Below are 16997 nucleotides of genomic sequence, written 5' to 3'. Positions count from 1 at the left end.
CAGCTGCTTTTTATTTTGTCTTAAACAATCTGCGCACTTTCCTTAATGCTGTTCATGACAAAAATGCTCTTCGTCTGGCCGATTCCTTCAATTTCTGATAATTTGTTCACGAAAAACTCATGAAATTCATCCATATTGGGAGCAAGGATCTTCAGCATAAAATCAAAGTCCCCGCTGATATTGTAAAATTCTACCACTTCCTTCAATCTGCCCACTTCCTCAATGAATTTTCCCGCAGTTTTCTTGTTGTGAACATTTAAAGCGATCATACAGATCACCATCATTCCTTTATTAACCTTTTTACGGTCAACCACAGCAGTATACTCTTTGATGATTCCCTGTTTTTCCATACGTTTGATACGCTCATGAGTAGGTGTAGGACTTAAGTTGATTCTTGCCGAAATATCACGGACACTCATCTTCGCGTCTTTCTGAAGCAGACGGAGGATGGATAAGTCTTTTTCATCTGGAATATAATTTTCAGTTGCCATTTTGTTCTGTTTTTATAGGTTTTTTATGATGTATCAGGTGTTTTGTTCTATTGAATATTTTGAATATTCAATATTGTTCCAAATTTAAGGTTAAATTTTCAAATACGTTCTGTTAATTTTAATTTTGCAGGAAATTTGAAACATGGATACAAGGAAGAATGTAATATTAATTTTAGCATCGGTAGGAACATTTGTAGAGGCGTTGGATATTGCCATTATTAATTTGACCATTCCTTCTATTCAGCAGCAGTTTCAGATTGGAGCCGAGACGGTTCAGTGGCTGCAGACACTTTATGTGTTATTCTTTGGCGGATTTCTGATCATTGGAGGAAAACTTTCAGATCAGATCGGAAGAAAGAAAATGTTTTTATGGGGAGCCCTGATTTTTATGCTGACTTCGTTAGGAGCCGGACTATCTCAGAACTTTGAAGTGCTGGCCCTATTCCGTGCTTTGCAGGGACTGGGAGCAGCATTGGTAATGCCTTCTGCATTGTCTATTGTGACCAATACTTTCAGAGGAGAGCAGGAGAGAAACCGTGCTATCGGAATTTTCAGTTCATTTGCTGCCATTGGTTCAGGAAGTGGTCTTTCAGTAGGAGGAATCATCAGTACTTACCTGAGCTGGCATTGGGTTTTCCTGATCAATGTTCCTATTCTTTTAATCACATTGGTGCTGTCGTACTATTATCTGCCAACAGATGAAAAAAGCGAAACCGCTCAGAAAACCGATATGGTTTCAGGAATATTGATGGTGCTTGGATTGCTAAGCCTGACTTACGGAACACATGAATTGGTTCACATCAAAGAACAGCCTTTCCTGGTAACAGGTTCTTTAATACTCGCTTTAGTACTTCTTGTTATGGTGTACTACCGTTTAAAATCCGTTGCAGAGCCATTGGTAGATTTAAAACTGTTTAAACACAGATCTTTAGTAGTTTCCAATGCTGTATTCTTTACTCTGGGAGCATTTTTTATCGGATTTTTATTCCTGATTTCACTGATGCTTCAGAAAGATATGGGCTACAGCGCTGCTTCTGCAGGATTAATGCTTGTTCCGTTCAGTATTCTGTCAGCTTTAACGGCTAAATTTATTCTTCCACACATATCAAAACGTCTGAGTTCTTCTCAAATGGGTGTTTTAGGATGGTTGTTTATGCTGGCCGGTGGTTTGCTGCTCTTAATTTCTGTATATGCAGGACATCCGCTGACTATGGTTTTGCTTGGAGCAGCATGTATTTCAGGAATAGGAATGACGTTCTGTTTTACCGCACTTTCAGTAATGGGAATTCAGGATGTTGAGCCAGCACATTACGGATTGGCTTCAAGTCTGAGCTCTACAAGTTACTTTTTGGGAGCAGGTATCGGATTGTCGTTTATGACCTTAATGAGCCAGATCTTTCCGTCAGAACTTTCTGTGGGAAGCCTGAATCTGATTATTTTGATCAGTTACGCTTTACTGGCTCTCGGAATGTTATTTTATTTTATATTGAAAAGCATAAAAGTGAAGCAGGCAGAAGTAGCCGTTTCATAGCAAGCGGGCTTAAAAATACACAAACTATATGACGAAAGAATCGGTGCTTAGGGGCCGGTTCTTTTTTTCGATTTTTGTTATTCTGCTTCCCTTTATTACCTTTGCTGTTTACTATATATCATGAAAATACAGATTATCAGCGATCTTCACCGGGAATTTGGGAGTACGGAATTATGTTTTGATCATGCCGATATAATTGTGCTGGCAGGAGACGTCAACCTGGGAACCAAAGGAATTGAATGGATGAAAGAGGCTATACCTGATAAACCTGTCATCTATGTTTTAGGTAATCATGAATATTATAAAGGCTCATATCCGAAAACACTTCACAAGATTAAAGAAGCAGCCTTGGGTTCCAATGTTCATGTGTTGGAAAATTCATATACAGATATTGATGGTATCCGTTTTCATGGAGCCACTTTATGGACGGATTTTTCCATCTTTGGAAATCCTGTTGAGTACGGAATGCTTTGTCAATCTAAGATGAATGACTATAAAATGATAAAAAGAGATCCTTCCTATTCGAAAATGAGAACATTGGATACCTTTAAAATTCATCAGCTTTCAAAACAATGGCTAAAAGAAAGTCTTGAAGACTCAAAAGGACTTAAAAATATAGTAGTTACACACCATGCACCCAGCATACAATCTGTGCCAGAACATTACAAAAATGATCCTTTAACAGCGGCTTATGCTTCAGATTTGGAAGATGTAATTAAAGAATACCAACCCTTATACTGGATTCACGGGCACATTCATACTCCCGTAAGATATAAAATCGGAGAAACGGAAATTATCTGTAATCCTCATGGTTATATTGACGAAAAGTATAATGGATATGATAAGGAGCTGATGATTGTTGTTTAAAAATAGAAGTAAAATTTCCACAGGATTCTTTGTAATGTCTTACAATGATAAAGTAAAATTGAATCTGCTTCGTCTGTAAGGATGAAGCAGGTTTTAATCCATTATCATTATGAAGACAACTATACAGGAGGGGATTATTCTCATTCCGGATTTCAGCGGATTTACTGAATTTGTGTTCAATACAAAATTGTATACAGGTGAGTATATTGTACGGCAATTACTGTCGACACTCATTGATGTGAACGATCAGTATTTTGAAATTTCCGAGATTGAGGGAGATGCCATTTTATTTTACCGTTATGATGAAAATCCGTCTTACCAGAGTATTTCAACAATGCTGTGGAAGATGCGGACTGCTTTCAACAGGAAAATAGAAGAGTTAAGTAAAAGTTTAAGTACCAAAATTGATCTGGCTCTCAAGTTTATTGTTCATTACGGATCTTTTTCACAGTATAATATCGGAAACTTCAGAAAATTATATGGAAAAACAATTGTCGAGGCTCATCAGCTTTTAAAAAACGGAGTCGCTGAACAGCCTTCTTATGCACTTTTCAGTAATTCTTTTCTGGAAAGCAGCAGGAATAAAGAATCCGGTTTTAATAAAGATCCGTTCCGTCTGCCTGAGGTAGGTGTTATTCATTACTTTGAAAGTGTAAACTAGCATATATTTTTTAATAGTAATCCTTGTCAATTTGCTATTGCTAACGGCCCGGGTGAGATCCGGGCTTTTTTTCTGGTCAAACTGTTGGAATTTTAAATAAATTTTCAATTTCGTATAAATATTGTTTTTTAAGAATATTTATAATGAAAGTGAGTTTTATTGGCTTGATTTGTTGAAAAATTTACATCATTTTTAAATTTATGTTTATGTTTTAATTGTTATATGCTTGAAAATTAAATAATTATTTTACTTTTTTTTATTTTTTGATGTAACATATTAATGAAGATAGTGGTCTTATAGAAAAAACTATAATTTCACATGAAAATATTATTATTTCCCATAGCAATATTAACAGGCGTATCAGCAATGGGCCAACAGGTTCCAGCTCCGGCTGCCAACGATACTGTAAAAGGAAATGCAAAAGAAATAGAAGCGGTTACGCTGGTTGCCAGAAAACCAACCGTAGAATCTAAAGTAGACAGAACTGTATTTAATGTAGCCAACAGTGCAATTCTGGCGGGAAATACAACATGGGATGTGCTGAGAATGACTCCTCTGGTAAGTATTGATAACAATGATGAGGTAAAAGCTGAGGGACAATTGGTTACCGTATATATCAATGACAGGAAATCTGTTTTTACAGGTAAGGAGCTCAAGGAATATCTTAAAACAATTCCTGCCGATAACCTGATGAAAATTGAAGTGATCACCAGTCCGTCTTCCCGTTATGAAACTTCCGGTTCCGTGATCAATATTGTCCTTAAAAAAAGGGATGATGAAGGATTAAAAGGAAGTATATCTCTCAACAACAGACAAAGTACCAAAAACTCGCAATACACGAATTTCAACCTGAACTACCATAAAAAAAAGTTTACCCAAACCCTTATAGGAGGTTATAATAACGGAACTTATGTACAGACGAATCAGACATGGGATAACCGCTATGCGGAAAATAAACTGACACAGTTTAATCTGAAAAATGTAATGAGAAATGAAAGCCCTTCTGTTTCTTCCACTTCGGAGTTTGAAATTAATGATAAAAATAACTTCGGGCTTGTACTGGAATATTCACAAAACAGGAATTTTCATACTGCAGAATCTGATGGGGCCACTACAAAAGACGGAGATCCGGGAGAATCTTTCCTTCAGAACCAAAACAACTGGGGATTCAGCCGTAATCTGGGGACTAATGCTTTCTACAAGTACTATGATAAAGAGAAAAACAGGATTTTAGATATTAATTTAGGAACCAATTATTCCAGTGATAATAATGATAATCTGATCGACAAGCAAATTACTAAGCAAGGGGTGATAACCCATCAGCAGCTGGGCGTTATCAGTAGCAATCAGATGCGTAATTATTATCTGAAAGTTGATTATACACAACCTTTTGGTAAATCGGGAGGCACCATGGAAGCAGGAGGGAAGACCGAAATAAACAACCATGTTATTCCTAACAGCCTGTATGGATTCAGCATTGATAATGCCATCCCGGAATTCGCTAATCTTTCCCGCAATGACAGATTCCATTATGAAGATCATCTGAGTTCTTTATATGCCAATTACAGCAAGACATTTTTCGAAAAACTGGAAACCAGAGTCGGAATCCGTTACGAATATATTGATTATAAAGTAAGACAGGATGTAGCAGGTACGGAAAGAAGGGATTCTTACGGCTCTTTTCTTCCCAACTTATTGCTGAAATATAGTTTTTCAGAGAAGTTTGACCTGAGTCTTACCTACAACCGAAGCATCTGGAGACCCTGGTATTCTGAATTTAATCCCTTCCTTATGCCTGAAATTAACGGAACGTATTCCAGAGGAAACCTTTATCTGAATCCCAACCCGAATGACAGGCTTTATCTGAAGTTCGGAATTCTGAAAAAGTACTTTATCTCTGCAAGATATATGCACACGAATCAGGATTACTGGACGACGTACGTTACGGAAAACGGCAGAACAGTTTCACTACCGGGGAACTTTGATGGCAAGGTTGAAAAATACTACCTATTTGCCAATACCAATCAGAATTTCCTGAAAAATAAACTGAATGTGAATGCCGGATTTGGATGGTACTACATTAATAATAAGGATTTTAACGAGAAGAATAAATTGGGAGCTAAGGATTATATCAGCTATTGGGGAGCTTCAGCGAATATATCTTATACTAATCTGTTTAATAAAAACATTAATGTAAGTGCATGGATGGAACTTGCCAATCAGAATAACGGTAACTCATATGCCAACAATACCAATGTTTTCCATAATATTTCGGTGACTAAAATATTCCCGAAAACCCAGATGGAGCTGAGCATGCAGCTGATGAACATCTTTAAAAGGCCTTATGGCGATAACACAACATACAGCGCGGACGGAACTTTCAGAGAGTACTCAAAATGGGACTGGTATGGAGTTTCTCTTACTTTTGTAAAGCGTTTCGGAAACCAGAAGGTAAAGGAAAATACAAAAACCGACGTAGAGAAAAACGGCGGCGGCGGAAAATAATTCAGGATTTGTTAGATACGTTAAAAGCAGGTTTTCAATCGGGAATCTGCTTTTTATTTTTGGCTGGAAGCTGGAAGCTAGTAGTGAGGTACGTCCTTGATTGTCTTTAAAAATCTGTGCAATCTCTGTAATCTGTGAGAAAGAAGAATAAATTTTAACGCAAAGTTCTTATCTGAATTTCTTATTATTTTAAGCCGGCAAAGTTTTGAATCAATTACATTGATTCTTTCTAAGCGAACGTAATCATAATCCTTCTTAAGCAACAAAGTTACTTTCTTAGCTTCCTTAAAATGTTACTTTTTTTATTTAAACTTGCGTTAGAAAAACGCTGATAAGTTTAGCACCCACAAAAAAGGAGCAATAAAAAAACAGATCCCAATCCGGAATCTGTTTGCATTCTATCAAATAATTATAAATAGAGTTTATACTCAGTTTTTCTATTTAAGGGTAAATTTCACTTTGGTTTTAATAGCATCGGAAGAATTTCCTATCAGTGCTTCAAAGTCTCCCGGTTCAGCTACCCAATCGTGTTTTTGAGCATCAAAATAGCTTAAAGCCGTTTTATCAATGGTGAAAGTCACTTCTTTCTGTTCTCCCGAATTCAGGTATATTTTTTCAAAACCTTTCAATTCTTTTGCAGGGCGTGGAACAGAAGATTTTAAATCGCTGATATAAAGCTGGGCCACTTCAGCTCCTGCTTTTTTACCTGTATTTTTAACGGTTACTGTAAATGTAATTTTACCATCCTGTGAAATAGTAGTCTGGTCTGCTTTTGCTTTTCCGAATTCAAAAGTAGTGTAGCTCAATCCATGTCCGAAACTGAAAAGAGGTTTTATATTTTTGGTATCATGCCAGCGGTATCCTACAAAAATGCTTTCGTTGTACGTAATATTGATAGGATTTTTCTGGTCTTTTCCTTTTCCTGCTGCCAATTCATCTTTCTGTCCCGGATATTCTCCCAGCTGATGTGCTGAATTGTCTTCAAGTTTTACCGGAAATGTAAACGGAAGTTTTCCTGATGGGTTGGCATCTCCTGCTAAAATGGCAGCAATAGAATTTCCGGCTTCGGATCCAAGATACCAGGCTTGTACAACCGTCGGAACGTCTTTAATCCAAGGCATTGCCACAGCATTTCCTGAAACTAAAACAACGGCAAGGTTTTTATTTGCTTTGGCAAGAGCAGAGATGATTTGATCCTGATTGTAAGGCAGTCCATAGCTTTTTCTGTCGTTTCCTTCACTGTCCTGGAAGTCTGCTTTGTTCAGTCCGCCTACGAAAATGACGTAATCTGATTTTTTTGCCAATTCTACGGCTTCATTCAATAATTCAGCCTCAGATCGGGTGTCTTTTAAATCCTGTCCGGATTTTACGCCATTGTATTCTCCTCCGATATCGCCTACATAACCTCTTGCATACTGTACATCAGCCTGTTTTCCAAATCTGGCTTTGATTCCGTCTAAAGGAAGCGTTTCATATTTTACTTTTAATGAAGAAGAACCTCCGCCTACAGTCATTATTTTGATGGCATTCTCTCCGATAACCGCTATTTTTTTAGCCTTGTTAGGATCAATCGGAAGAATATTTCCCTGATTTTTTAACAGAACAATTCCTTCTTCTCCGATTTCTTTGGCAACCGCTTTATGTTCTTCAGAAGCAATATTTCCGAAAGGCTTGTTGCGGTTCATCGTTGTTTTGTAGGCAAGACGAAGTAATCTTGTTACTTTGTCATCCAATTCTTTAGTTCCTACTTTTCCTGCTTTAATCAAATCAAGGTAAGGCTTTGCCAGATAATAATTGTCATAGGCATTTTTAGTTCCTGCAGAAAGTCCGTTGGTCCATGACCCGAATTCAAGATCAAGACCGTTATGGATGGCCTGTTCCGTATTGTTGACAGCACCCCAGTCGGACACAACAACCCCTTTATATTTCCATTCTTTCTTTAAAATATCATTTAAAAGATACTGGTTCTGGCTGGCATACTGGCCTTTGTACATATCATAAGCTCCCATGATCGTCCATGAATCACCTTCTGTTACCGCTGCTTTGAAAGGTGGCAGATAAATTTCATACAACGCTCTGTCATCTACATTCACATTGCTTGTATGACGGAACATTTCCTGATTGTTCAGAGCAAAATGTTTCACAGAAGTTGCCACTCCGTTAGATTGTACACCTTTAATATAAGGAACCACCATCTTGGATGTCAGATAAGGATCTTCACCCATGTATTCAAAATTTCTTCCGTTCAGTGGAGTTCTGTAAATATTAACGCCAGGTCCCAGAAGAATATCTTTTTTTCTGTAGCGGGCTTCTTCGCCCAATGCTTTCCCATAGTTCCATGACATTTTTTTGTTCCATGTTGCGGATAAAGCAGTCAGGGCAGGGTAGGCGATAATAGAGTCGTTGGTCCATCCAGCCTGATCCCATTCGTCCCACATTACTTCAGGACGAACCCCGTGAGGGCCATCTGTTGTCCAGAATTCAGGAATTCCCAATCTTGGTACACCCGGTGAACTGAATTTGGACTGTGCATGAAGCATAGCCACTTTTTCCTCCAGTGTCATTCTTGATAGTGCATCCTGAATACGCTGTTCAACAGGTTTGGATTCATCCAGATAAACAGGAATGGTAGTATTAGTCTGAGCCATATAAGAAGCAGAAATAAAGGTGAATAAACTTATAATGACGGTTTTCTTTAACATAATGCCTTTCTATTTGATTAAAAACAAAAATAGAGAAAATTTTTATTATCTCAAATTGAGAAAATAAAAAAATAGCAAATAAAAAACTGTCTACCCATTTGAAGACAGCTTCTTATTAAATATTTTTAATTATTACGAGAAAAAATGAAGAGAAGTTGATGGGGAAACATACAAGTGAAAAGGCTAAAAGCGAAATTGCAAAATGATAAAAGACGAATGAAGCTACTCTCGTATACTTTTATTTAACACCTCGAATCATACAACGCTCCTAACACAGTGTTTAGATTCCTATGGAATGATAAGGCGGACGTATCGGTATAGCGTGCAGTTTGTTCATTCCGAAGGAATCTACACTCAAACCCTCTTACTCTCAAATCCTCCAACTCGTATCCCGAATCTCGTATCCCGAATCCACTATCATAACTCTAATACTCTCAAACTCTCCCACACTCAAACCCTCTCACTCATCAATCCCATCCTTTCACAGCACCTCCTTTGAAAATTTCTTTGGCTTTCTTTTCCACTTCGGGAGACTGATAGGCTTTTACAAAGTTTTTTACTTTCTGGCTGTTTTTATTATCCTGTCTGGCGACTACCACATTCACATAAGGAGAATCTTTATCTTCCACAAGAATACCTTGTTTTTCCTGATCCAGACCTGCCTGTGCTGCAAAATTATTATTAATTATCCCCACAACAACATCTCTGTCATCCAGAACCCTTGGAATCTGTGCTCCTTCAATCTCCATAATTTTAAGCTGTTTAGGATTCTCTGTAATATCCGTTACTTTAGGTAGAAGCCCAACTCCGTCTTTCAATTTCAGCAGGCCGTTTTTCTGTAAAAGAAGTAAGGAACGTCCTCCGTTGGTAGGATCATTGGGAATAACAATCGTATTACCTGCTTGTAATTCACCAACGTTTTTAATTTTTTTTGAATAGGCTACAATAGGATACACAAATGTATTTCCTACAGGCACAAGGTTATATCCTCTCTGCTTGGACTGTTCCGTTAAATAAGGAATATGCTGGAAGGCATTGGCATCAATATCTCCGTTGGTCAAAGCTTCATTGGGAACTACATAATCGTTGAAAGGGATCAGTTCCACTTCAAGATTGTACTTATCTTTAGCCACTTTTTTAGCCACTTCGGCAATTTCCTGTTCCGGGCCATAAGTAATTCCTACGCGGATAAAATTCGGATCATCCTTTCTTCCCGAACAGGCACTGAACAGCAATATTCCGGCAGCCACTAAACCAAAAATCTTTATTTTTTTCATTCTATTTTTTATTTAAATACTATTGAACCAAAGGAGTAAAAAATGATCTTATCCATCCTCACATCCCGAAAGTCGCCCCCCGAATCTCAAACCCTCCAACTCAAAACTACCTGTGATCAAACCTTTTTGACAACCTGTCGCCCATAAACTGGATGATGAATACCAAAAGAACAAGCAGAATCAAAACGGTATTCATAATTACAATATCATATCCGATATATCCGTACTGGTAACCTACCTGTCCAAGTCCGCCAGCTCCTACAGCACCACCCATTGCAGAGTAACCTACTAAGGTAATCAAAGTGATAGTCGCATTATTGATTAATGAAGGAAGTGCTTCGGGCAGCAATACTTTTCTGATGATCTGCAGCGGCGAAGCTCCCAAAGCTCTTGCCGTCTCTATAAGACCGTGTGGAACTTCGATAAGGCTGTTTTCTACAAGTCTAGCAATAAAAGGAGCAGCTCCCACACTTAACGGAACCAAAGCGGCATTCACTCCAATGGAAGTTCCTGCCAGAATCCTTGTGAAAGGAATCATCCATACAATTAAAATAATGAAGGGAATGGCACGGAAAATATTTACCAATATAGATAATCCTCTATGGTAGGCTGCATTTTCCAGCAGTTGTCCTTTTCTTGTTAAAAATAGCAGGATTCCTACCGGAAGTCCCAGCACAAATCCAAAAAATCCGGATAAAAATGTCATATAAACCGTTTCCCAGGTTCCTTTTGCCAAAAGGGCAATTACCGCATCACTAAGCATATCCTTTTACTGTATTTTGAATTTTATTTTGATTGAAATAATAGATCGCCTGCTGGTTTTCTTCGGCTTCACCCTGAAGCTGCAAAAGTAGTTTACCGAAATTGGAATTTCCAAAATATTCTACATCCGCCTTTAACAATTTATATGGGATTTTATATTGGTTGTATAGTGTTGAAAGAATCTGTTCAACACTGATATTTTCGTTAAGTTCTATTTCGACCAGTGGAAATAAACCTTCTTGAGGTTCTTTCTGCAGTCTGCTGATGAGTTCCTGTGGCAGGGTCATGATGTCTGAATTGATGAACTGACGGATGATCGGGTTCTCTTTGTCCGAAATAATCTCGCTTAAAGTTCCTTTTGTTAATAATTTTCCTTTATCGATCACGGCCACATGGTTGCAGACCGATTTGATGACTTCCATTTCGTGGGTAATTAAAAGGATGGTAATTCCCAGTCTCTGATTGATATCTCTTAAAAGCTGCAGAATAGACTGTGTTGTAGCCGGATCCAGTGCGCTGGTTGCTTCATCACAAAGCAAAAGGTGAGGATCATTGGCTAGCGCCCTAGCGATGGCCACTCTTTGTTTCTGGCCGCCTGAAAGACTTTTGGGATAATCGTTGGCTTTATCTTCAAGTCCTACAATCTTCAGGAGTTCGTTGACTTTCCTTTTGATTTCGTCCTTGCTGGTATGATCAAGTTCCAATGGAAGCGCTACATTGTCAAAAACAGTTCTTGAAGAAAGAAGATTGAAATGCTGGAAGATCATTCCGATTTTTTTACGCTCCTCAGCCAGTTGTTTGGAGCTAAGTTTGGTAAAATCCTTTCCATTAATAATAATTTGTCCTTCATCCGGCCTTTCCAATAAATTAACGGTACGGATCAGCGTACTTTTTCCTGCCCCTGAAAAACCGATAATTCCTACGATATCTCCTTTATCGATAGTAAGACTTACCTTATCCAGTGCTTTGAAAGACTGTTTTTTCTGATGAAATGTTTTTGATATGTTTCTGATTTCTATCATTCTGATTTTATATACTTTTTAAATAGGCTGATATCTTCTGCCTGTTCTGTTTAAAAATCTCCTTACTCTTCTGATTTTGACCTTGGCCCGTTTTGAAAGTCTGAAATACTTGGTGACATTGGTTAGAAGTACTCCCAGCAATATGATGAATAAACCATACAGCTGACCTCCATTGATGCTTTGGTGGGCAACAATCCAGCCAGCAATCACTGTTACAATAGGATTGATGTAGGTGTGGGTGCTTACCAAAGCAGCGGGTTTTACGGACAGAAGCCAAATGTACGACAAATAAGCGACTATCGATCCAAAGAAGATCAAAAATAGAACCCCAAACCATGCCGATAGCGGAACCGCAGAAACTGAAAAATCAGTCCATTCTTTTCTGAAAAAAGCGATGAGAAAAGAGGCTAATCCTGCTATTATAAGCTGTTGGGCAATATTCATAAAGGTAGATTGGGATGCCGGATTTTTCTTTGAATATAATGAACCCAATACCCAGGCAATGGAGCTTAGTCCTAATACCACAAACGCAGTAATACGCAGGTTTCCATCTGCCAGTGCATGAGCATTAGAATTTACACTGCCTTTTAAAAACATTATCAATCCTGCGAAACCAATCAACAATCCTATGGGAATAAATTTATCCGAAAAATAATATTTCCAGTTCTTTTTGTCGATAGCAATAAACCAGAATGGCCCTGTTGCAATAGAAATAGCTGCCTCAGAAGCGGTTACATATTGCTCTCCCCAGGCTACAAGCCCTGTTCCTCCGGTAAGAATAAGAATACCTGTAATGGCATTTTTCTTCCAGTTGATCAGCGAATTTGCTTTTTCTCCCTTAGACAGAAGGTATCCGATCATCAGAATTCCCGCTACCAGAAATCTTAATCCGGAAAGAATGAATGGCGGAAATCCTTTTAAGCCAAATGAAATAGCTAAAAACGTAATTCCCCATATCACATAGATGTTTGTAAACGCTAATGGAATTAACCATTTGTTTTTAGAATTGCTCATTTTTATGTTTTTAATGTTGTTGTGTTCAATGAAAAAAGGCTCTACCACGTGGTAAAGCCTTTGAAAATATATCTAAATAAAAGTAAGGTCAACCACAGTATTCTTGATGTGCAGGCATACACATATCCTTCATCATATTATTGATGGTATGTTTCTTAATTGGATTATATTTTAATTCTGCCTTCATTTTGTCTTATTTCCTGAATACGGTTGCAAATATAGAATATAATTTTTATTAGTCCACTAAAAAAGTAGACATTTTGAATATTAAATTATCGTTAATGAATTAATTAGCTTTATTTCAGTGTTTTATGTATTTTTATTTTTTGCTTATTTAAAACTGTTTATCAATGTTTTATGCTTTTTAATTCAAATGCTATAGAAATTGACTGGTAATTGGGGTTGTGGAAAACGTAAAATAAATTGAATTTTTTGAGGATTGTGTAAAGTTGGTTGAGGGCTGTTTAAAAAATGATTTAAAATGTGTTTGCGGAAACGGAGTTTTGCATTTATTAAACTAGTTAAATGCGCAGGATTTCTGTTCACTGTAATTTAGCATCAAAATTAAAAGACATGGACAATAGAATTTTAGGTCTGCATCATATTACTGCTATTGCAGACAACGCGAAAAGAAATTTAGATTTTTATACCAAAGTTTTAGGAGTAAGACTGGTAAAGAAAACTGTAAATTTTGACGATCCGGGAACGTATCACTTCTATTTCGGAAATGAAAACGGAACCCCGGGAACCATTCTTACATTCTTTCCCTGGGAAGGAATAGGAAAAGGAAACAACGGAAGCGGAATGGCAACTCATATCGGATATTCTGCACCGAAAGGAAGCCTTGAATTCTGGAAAAACCATTTACAAAGCCTTAATGTAACTACAGAAGAAGGCGAAATATTTGGAGAAAAGATGATTTCTTTTAAAGATCCGGACGGCCTCCAGTTACAGCTGATAGAACCATTAGTTGAAGACAACAGAAAAGTATGGACAACGGATGATATCAAAGATAAAAATGCATTAAAAGGTTTCCATAATGTGACTTTAACCTTGAAAAAAGCAGATCCTACGATCAAAGTTCTGACCGATATTTTAGGATACGACTTGCAGAAACAGGAAGGCGAAAGATACAGACTGGCTACTGATGCCATTGATACCGCTAATATTGTGGATATTATTGAAAACGAAACCATTCCATCCGGAAGAAATGCAGCGGGAACCAATCACCACATTGCATTCAGGGTAAAAGATGATAATGTTTTAATGGAATACCGTGAGAAAGCCTTATCCGCAGGACTAAGCATCACTCCGAAAATCAACAGAGATTATTTCTACTCACTGTATTTCCGTGAGCCAGGTGGTGTTTTGTTTGAAATAGCAACCGACAATCCTGGATTCACTGTAGATGAGCCTTTGGAAGAGTTGGGAACCCACCTTAAACTTCCTGTTCAATACGAAGGAATGCGTGAGAAAATACAAGGAGTATTGCCGAACTTATCATAGATCATCGGTCATATTTTATAAAGATGCTAATTTTGAATAAAGATTTAAACATCCGGAATATAAACTTATTTTAGGTAATTGTAACAGGGCGCTTCATCGAATCAACTTGTTGATTCCATTCTTAAGTCAACTTAAAATATGAAGGATTATTATTAAATCTTTGCGTTAAAAAAACGCGATTTAATACCAAAAAAATAAAAAATGGAAAGAACAGAAATAGTTTTAGAAGGAAGAAAAGGAGAGATTCAGCTTTTCTCAGACGATCATAAAGCAGGTAAAATGGACATATCAGTGATAGGAAAGAAACTGACCGTTTACCACACGGAAGTAAACCCGGAATACGAAGGAAAAGGTTTTGCCAAAATTTTACTGGAAAGACTGGTTTCCTACGCAAGAGAAAACGATTTGAAAATTCTGCCGCTATGTCCCTATGTTCACGCACAGTTTAAGCGTCATCCGGAAGAATATAATGATGTATGGTTGAAGGAAGAACTGTAGGGAGTTTGAGAGTCGGGTTTCGGGATTCGGGTTTTCGAGATTCGAGATTCGGGATGCGGGTTTTTGAGATTCGAGTTTGAGAGTCTGAGGGGAAGAGGGTTTGAGAATCTTGAGCTAAAAAACAGAAGATGAATAAAGTTATTCCCGAATTTATCAACTCGAATCCCGAACCCCGAAATCTCGCCTCCATCATAATAACCAATTAACAATTTTATCACAATGAAACTTATCACAGGATTGCATCACGTTACGGCAATTACCGGCAATGCACAGGAAAATATAGATTTTTATACCGGAGCTTTGGGACTTCGTTTAGTCAAAAAAACGGTCAATTTTGATTACTCAGATGTTTATCATTTTTACTTCGGTGACGAATACGGAACACCGGGAACGATTATGACTACTTTTCCTTATGGTAAAGATCTGATCAATGGCAGACATGGGAAAGGAATGCTCAATACAACAGCTTTTTCAGTTTCCATCGATGCCCTGGATTATTGGATGAACCGTCTGGAACAGTTCAATATTCCTTTCAAACAGCCGCAGCAGAGATTTTCTGATGAAGTTTTCATTTATCTTGAAGATTTTGATGGATTGGGATTGGAATTGATTTTTAATGATAAAGACGAAAGAAAAGGATATTACAACGGCTATATTCCTAAAGATTATGCCATCAAAGGGATTCACCATGTAGAAATCTGGCAGGATGCTTATGAAAGAACAGCAGCACTTCTGACCACTCAGATGGATCATAAAGTGATCAAAGAAAGTCCTGATCGATTGAGATTGGGAACAGAAAATAGGCCGGGGAAATATGTAGATCTGCTTTCTACCCCAAATGCTTTAAAAGGTTTAGCAGGAAGAGGAACAGTTCACCACGTAGCTTTTGCCACTCCCGATGCGGAATCTCAGCTTGAAATGGTAAAAAGATTAAATGCATACGGATTGGAGCATACCGAGGTGAAAGACAGAAAATATTTTACTTCCGTATATTTTAAAGAACCGGGAGGTGTTTTGTTTGAAATAGCAACTTCAGGCCCAGGCTTCGATGTAGATGAAGAAGCTGCATTTTTAGGAGAAGATCTGCAATTGCCGCTACAGTTTGAAAAAAGAAGAGAACGTTTGAACGAAGTTCTTCCTAAAATCGATTATCCAACAGAAAAATTCAGATAGAAATAATGAGTCATACTTTAAATATAAAAACAGCAGGAATTCCATTAAATCAGGCAGAAAAAGCTTTGATAATGATTCATGGACGCGGAGGAAGTGCTCAGGATATTCTGAGTTTATCCCAGCATTTGAATGTAAAAGATTATGCTTTGCTGGCCCCACAAGCTTTGAATCACACCTGGTATCCTTTTTCATTTATAGCTCCGGTGGAACAAAACGAACCGTGGTTATCATCGGCCCTTGAAATGGTTGAAGAAACCGTAAAAGCTGCTGTCAATGCAGGAATTAAGCCTGAAAACATCTACTTCTTCGGATTTTCCCAGGGAGCCTGTCTTACCCTTGAATTTTTAGCCCGAAACGCTCAGAAATTCGGTGGTGCGGCTGCTATTATTGGCGGAGTGATAGGGGAGAAAATCAACCGTGAAAATTATAAAGGTGATTTTGCAGGAACTCCAATTTTCCTGGGAACCAGCAATCCTGATTTTCATGTTCCGGTAGAAAGGGTATATGCTACAGCCAATATTTTAAGAGAAATGAATGCGGAGGTAACAGAAAAAGTATATGCCAATTTTGGACATTCTATTAACGAGGAAGAAATTGAAATTGCTAATTCAGTTATATTTAAATAGTTTAACCACAAAAGTCATAAAAGTCATAAAAGTTTTGATAAGTAAATATCGAACGCTTAAAAAGAACACTTAAGTTGTATAAAAATCTTTGATTTTTCTCTCATGTGATCTTTATATTGTATATTATTAAACTTTACAAACATTTTAAAACAAAAACTTTGTGACTTTTGTGGTTATTACATTTTAAGTAACCTAGTGAAGTGGAGATTCCTACGGAATGGCAAAGTATGAGGATTAACTATCCATACAGATTGTCACTCCGTAGAAGTCTCAATAAATAAATTAACATTCAATAGGGGTGGGCTTTAGCCCGCCAAACAAAAAACAAAAAATCACTGGCTTTAGCCCAAACCTAAATCATT

14 protein-coding genes are annotated in these 16997 nt (G+C 37.6%); 8 read left to right on the top strand and 6 right to left on the bottom strand.

Annotated elements, in window-relative coordinates; translation table 11 throughout:
- Window positions 1–20: 20 nt before the first annotated feature.
- A complete protein-coding gene (locus V0410_RS08475; RefSeq protein WP_131435042.1) occupies window positions 21–491 on the bottom strand; it encodes an Lrp/AsnC family transcriptional regulator in 471 nt (156 codons plus the stop codon).
- Between the two features lie 142 nt (window positions 492–633).
- Here V0410_RS08475 and V0410_RS08470 point away from each other — a divergent pair, with 142 nt between their 5' ends.
- The 4 genes from V0410_RS08470 to V0410_RS08455 all read left to right on the top strand — a co-directional run bounded on the left by V0410_RS08470 (window position 634) and on the right by V0410_RS08455 (window position 6055).
- Entirely contained in the window at window positions 634–2022 is a 1389-nt protein-coding gene (locus V0410_RS08470) for an MFS transporter (RefSeq protein ID WP_330747124.1), read from the top strand.
- Window positions 2023–2142: 120 nt separating this feature from the next.
- Complete coding sequence (locus tag V0410_RS08465) at window positions 2143–2889, top strand: metallophosphoesterase (RefSeq protein WP_330747123.1); 747 nt, start codon at window positions 2143–2145, stop codon at window positions 2887–2889.
- A 109-nt stretch (window positions 2890–2998) separates the two neighbouring features.
- Window positions 2999–3550: a DUF2652 domain-containing protein gene (locus V0410_RS08460; RefSeq protein WP_227941854.1), complete on the top strand. Its 552-nt coding sequence runs from the start codon at window positions 2999–3001 to the stop codon at window positions 3548–3550.
- A 318-nt stretch (window positions 3551–3868) separates the two neighbouring features.
- Window positions 3869–6055: an outer membrane beta-barrel protein gene (locus tag V0410_RS08455; RefSeq protein ID WP_330747122.1), complete on the top strand. Its 2187-nt coding sequence runs from the start codon at window positions 3869–3871 to the stop codon at window positions 6053–6055.
- A gap of 437 nt (window positions 6056–6492) precedes the next feature.
- Here the strand turns inward: V0410_RS08455 and V0410_RS08450 are convergent, their stop codons facing one another.
- The 5 genes from V0410_RS08450 to V0410_RS08430 form a co-directional block, all read right to left on the bottom strand.
- Window positions 6493–8703 carry a glycoside hydrolase family 3 C-terminal domain-containing protein gene (locus V0410_RS08450; protein ID WP_442879201.1) on the bottom strand — a complete coding sequence of 737 codons (2211 nt, stop codon included), beginning with the start codon at window positions 8701–8703 and terminating at the stop codon, window positions 6493–6495.
- Window positions 8704–9224: 521 nt separating this feature from the next.
- Window positions 9225–10034: a methionine ABC transporter substrate-binding lipoprotein MetQ gene (metQ, locus tag V0410_RS08445; protein WP_330747120.1), complete on the bottom strand. Its 810-nt coding sequence runs from the start codon at window positions 10032–10034 to the stop codon at window positions 9225–9227.
- 106 nt (window positions 10035–10140) lie between these two features.
- Window positions 10141–10797 carry a methionine ABC transporter permease MetI gene (metI, locus tag V0410_RS08440; RefSeq protein WP_110010601.1) on the bottom strand — a complete coding sequence of 219 codons (657 nt, stop codon included), beginning with the start codon at window positions 10795–10797 and terminating at the stop codon, window positions 10141–10143.
- Window positions 10790–11818 (bottom strand): methionine ABC transporter ATP-binding protein, encoded by a 1029-nt coding sequence (locus tag V0410_RS08435; protein ID WP_330747119.1) that lies wholly within the window; start codon window positions 11816–11818, stop codon window positions 10790–10792. The genes metI and V0410_RS08435 overlap by 8 nt, the downstream gene beginning before the upstream one ends.
- A gap of 18 nt (window positions 11819–11836) precedes the next feature.
- Window positions 11837–12832: an EamA family transporter gene (locus tag V0410_RS08430; RefSeq protein ID WP_330747118.1), complete on the bottom strand. Its 996-nt coding sequence runs from the start codon at window positions 12830–12832 to the stop codon at window positions 11837–11839.
- A gap of 573 nt (window positions 12833–13405) precedes the next feature.
- On the opposite strand from V0410_RS08430, the gene V0410_RS08425 reads away from it, so the two are divergent.
- From V0410_RS08425 to V0410_RS08410, 4 genes are all read left to right on the top strand, one after another.
- The gene (locus V0410_RS08425) at window positions 13406–14338 is read left to right on the top strand and encodes a ring-cleaving dioxygenase (protein ID WP_330747117.1); all 933 of its coding nucleotides are present in this window, start codon (window positions 13406–13408) and stop codon (window positions 14336–14338) included.
- A 201-nt stretch (window positions 14339–14539) separates the two neighbouring features.
- Complete coding sequence (locus V0410_RS08420) at window positions 14540–14836, top strand: GNAT family N-acetyltransferase (RefSeq protein WP_047433770.1); 297 nt, start codon at window positions 14540–14542, stop codon at window positions 14834–14836.
- 219 nt (window positions 14837–15055) lie between these two features.
- Window positions 15056–16009 (top strand): VOC family protein, encoded by a 954-nt coding sequence (locus V0410_RS08415; protein ID WP_330747116.1) that lies wholly within the window; start codon window positions 15056–15058, stop codon window positions 16007–16009.
- 5 nt (window positions 16010–16014) lie between these two features.
- Window positions 16015–16635, top strand: a complete 621-nt coding sequence (locus V0410_RS08410) for an alpha/beta hydrolase (RefSeq protein ID WP_330747115.1) — start codon at window positions 16015–16017, stop codon at window positions 16633–16635.
- Window positions 16636–16997 lie beyond the last annotated feature (362 nt).

It is taken from the genome of Chryseobacterium sp. CP-77, assembly GCF_036362765.1.
Taxonomy (GTDB): Bacteria; Bacteroidota; Bacteroidia; order Flavobacteriales; family Weeksellaceae; genus Chryseobacterium; species Chryseobacterium cupriresistens.
The sequence above is the reverse complement of the archived record's forward strand: the minus strand, read 5'-3'. Positions and strand labels throughout refer to the sequence as shown.

Bases quoted from the DNA above. Each gene is read 5' to 3' on its own strand.
- V0410_RS08420 (WP_047433770.1), top strand. From the start codon at position 14,540: ATGGAAAGAACAGAAATAGTTTTAGAAGGAAGAAAAGGAGAGATTCAG.
- V0410_RS08410 (WP_330747115.1), top strand. From the start codon at position 16,015: ATGAGTCATACTTTAAATATAAAAACAGCAGGAATTCCATTAAATCAG.
- V0410_RS08450 (WP_442879201.1), bottom strand. From the start codon at position 8,703: ATGGCTCAGACTAATACTACCATTCCTGTTTATCTGGATGAATCCAAA.
- V0410_RS08470 (WP_330747124.1), top strand. From the start codon at position 634: ATGGATACAAGGAAGAATGTAATATTAATTTTAGCATCGGTAGGAACA.
- metQ (WP_330747120.1), bottom strand. From the start codon at position 10,034: ATGAAAAAAATAAAGATTTTTGGTTTAGTGGCTGCCGGAATATTGCTG.
- V0410_RS08455 (WP_330747122.1), top strand. From the start codon at position 3,869: ATGAAAATATTATTATTTCCCATAGCAATATTAACAGGCGTATCAGCA.
- V0410_RS08475 (WP_131435042.1), bottom strand. From the start codon at position 491: ATGGCAACTGAAAATTATATTCCAGATGAAAAAGACTTATCCATCCTC.
- V0410_RS08415 (WP_330747116.1), top strand. From the start codon at position 15,056: ATGAAACTTATCACAGGATTGCATCACGTTACGGCAATTACCGGCAAT.
- V0410_RS08430 (WP_330747118.1), bottom strand. From the start codon at position 12,832: ATGAGCAATTCTAAAAACAAATGGTTAATTCCATTAGCGTTTACAAAC.
- metI (WP_110010601.1), bottom strand. From the start codon at position 10,797: ATGCTTAGTGATGCGGTAATTGCCCTTTTGGCAAAAGGAACCTGGGAA.
- V0410_RS08425 (WP_330747117.1), top strand. From the start codon at position 13,406: ATGGACAATAGAATTTTAGGTCTGCATCATATTACTGCTATTGCAGAC.
- V0410_RS08435 (WP_330747119.1), bottom strand. From the start codon at position 11,818: ATGATAGAAATCAGAAACATATCAAAAACATTTCATCAGAAAAAACAG.
- V0410_RS08465 (WP_330747123.1), top strand. From the start codon at position 2,143: ATGAAAATACAGATTATCAGCGATCTTCACCGGGAATTTGGGAGTACG.
- V0410_RS08460 (WP_227941854.1), top strand. From the start codon at position 2,999: ATGAAGACAACTATACAGGAGGGGATTATTCTCATTCCGGATTTCAGC.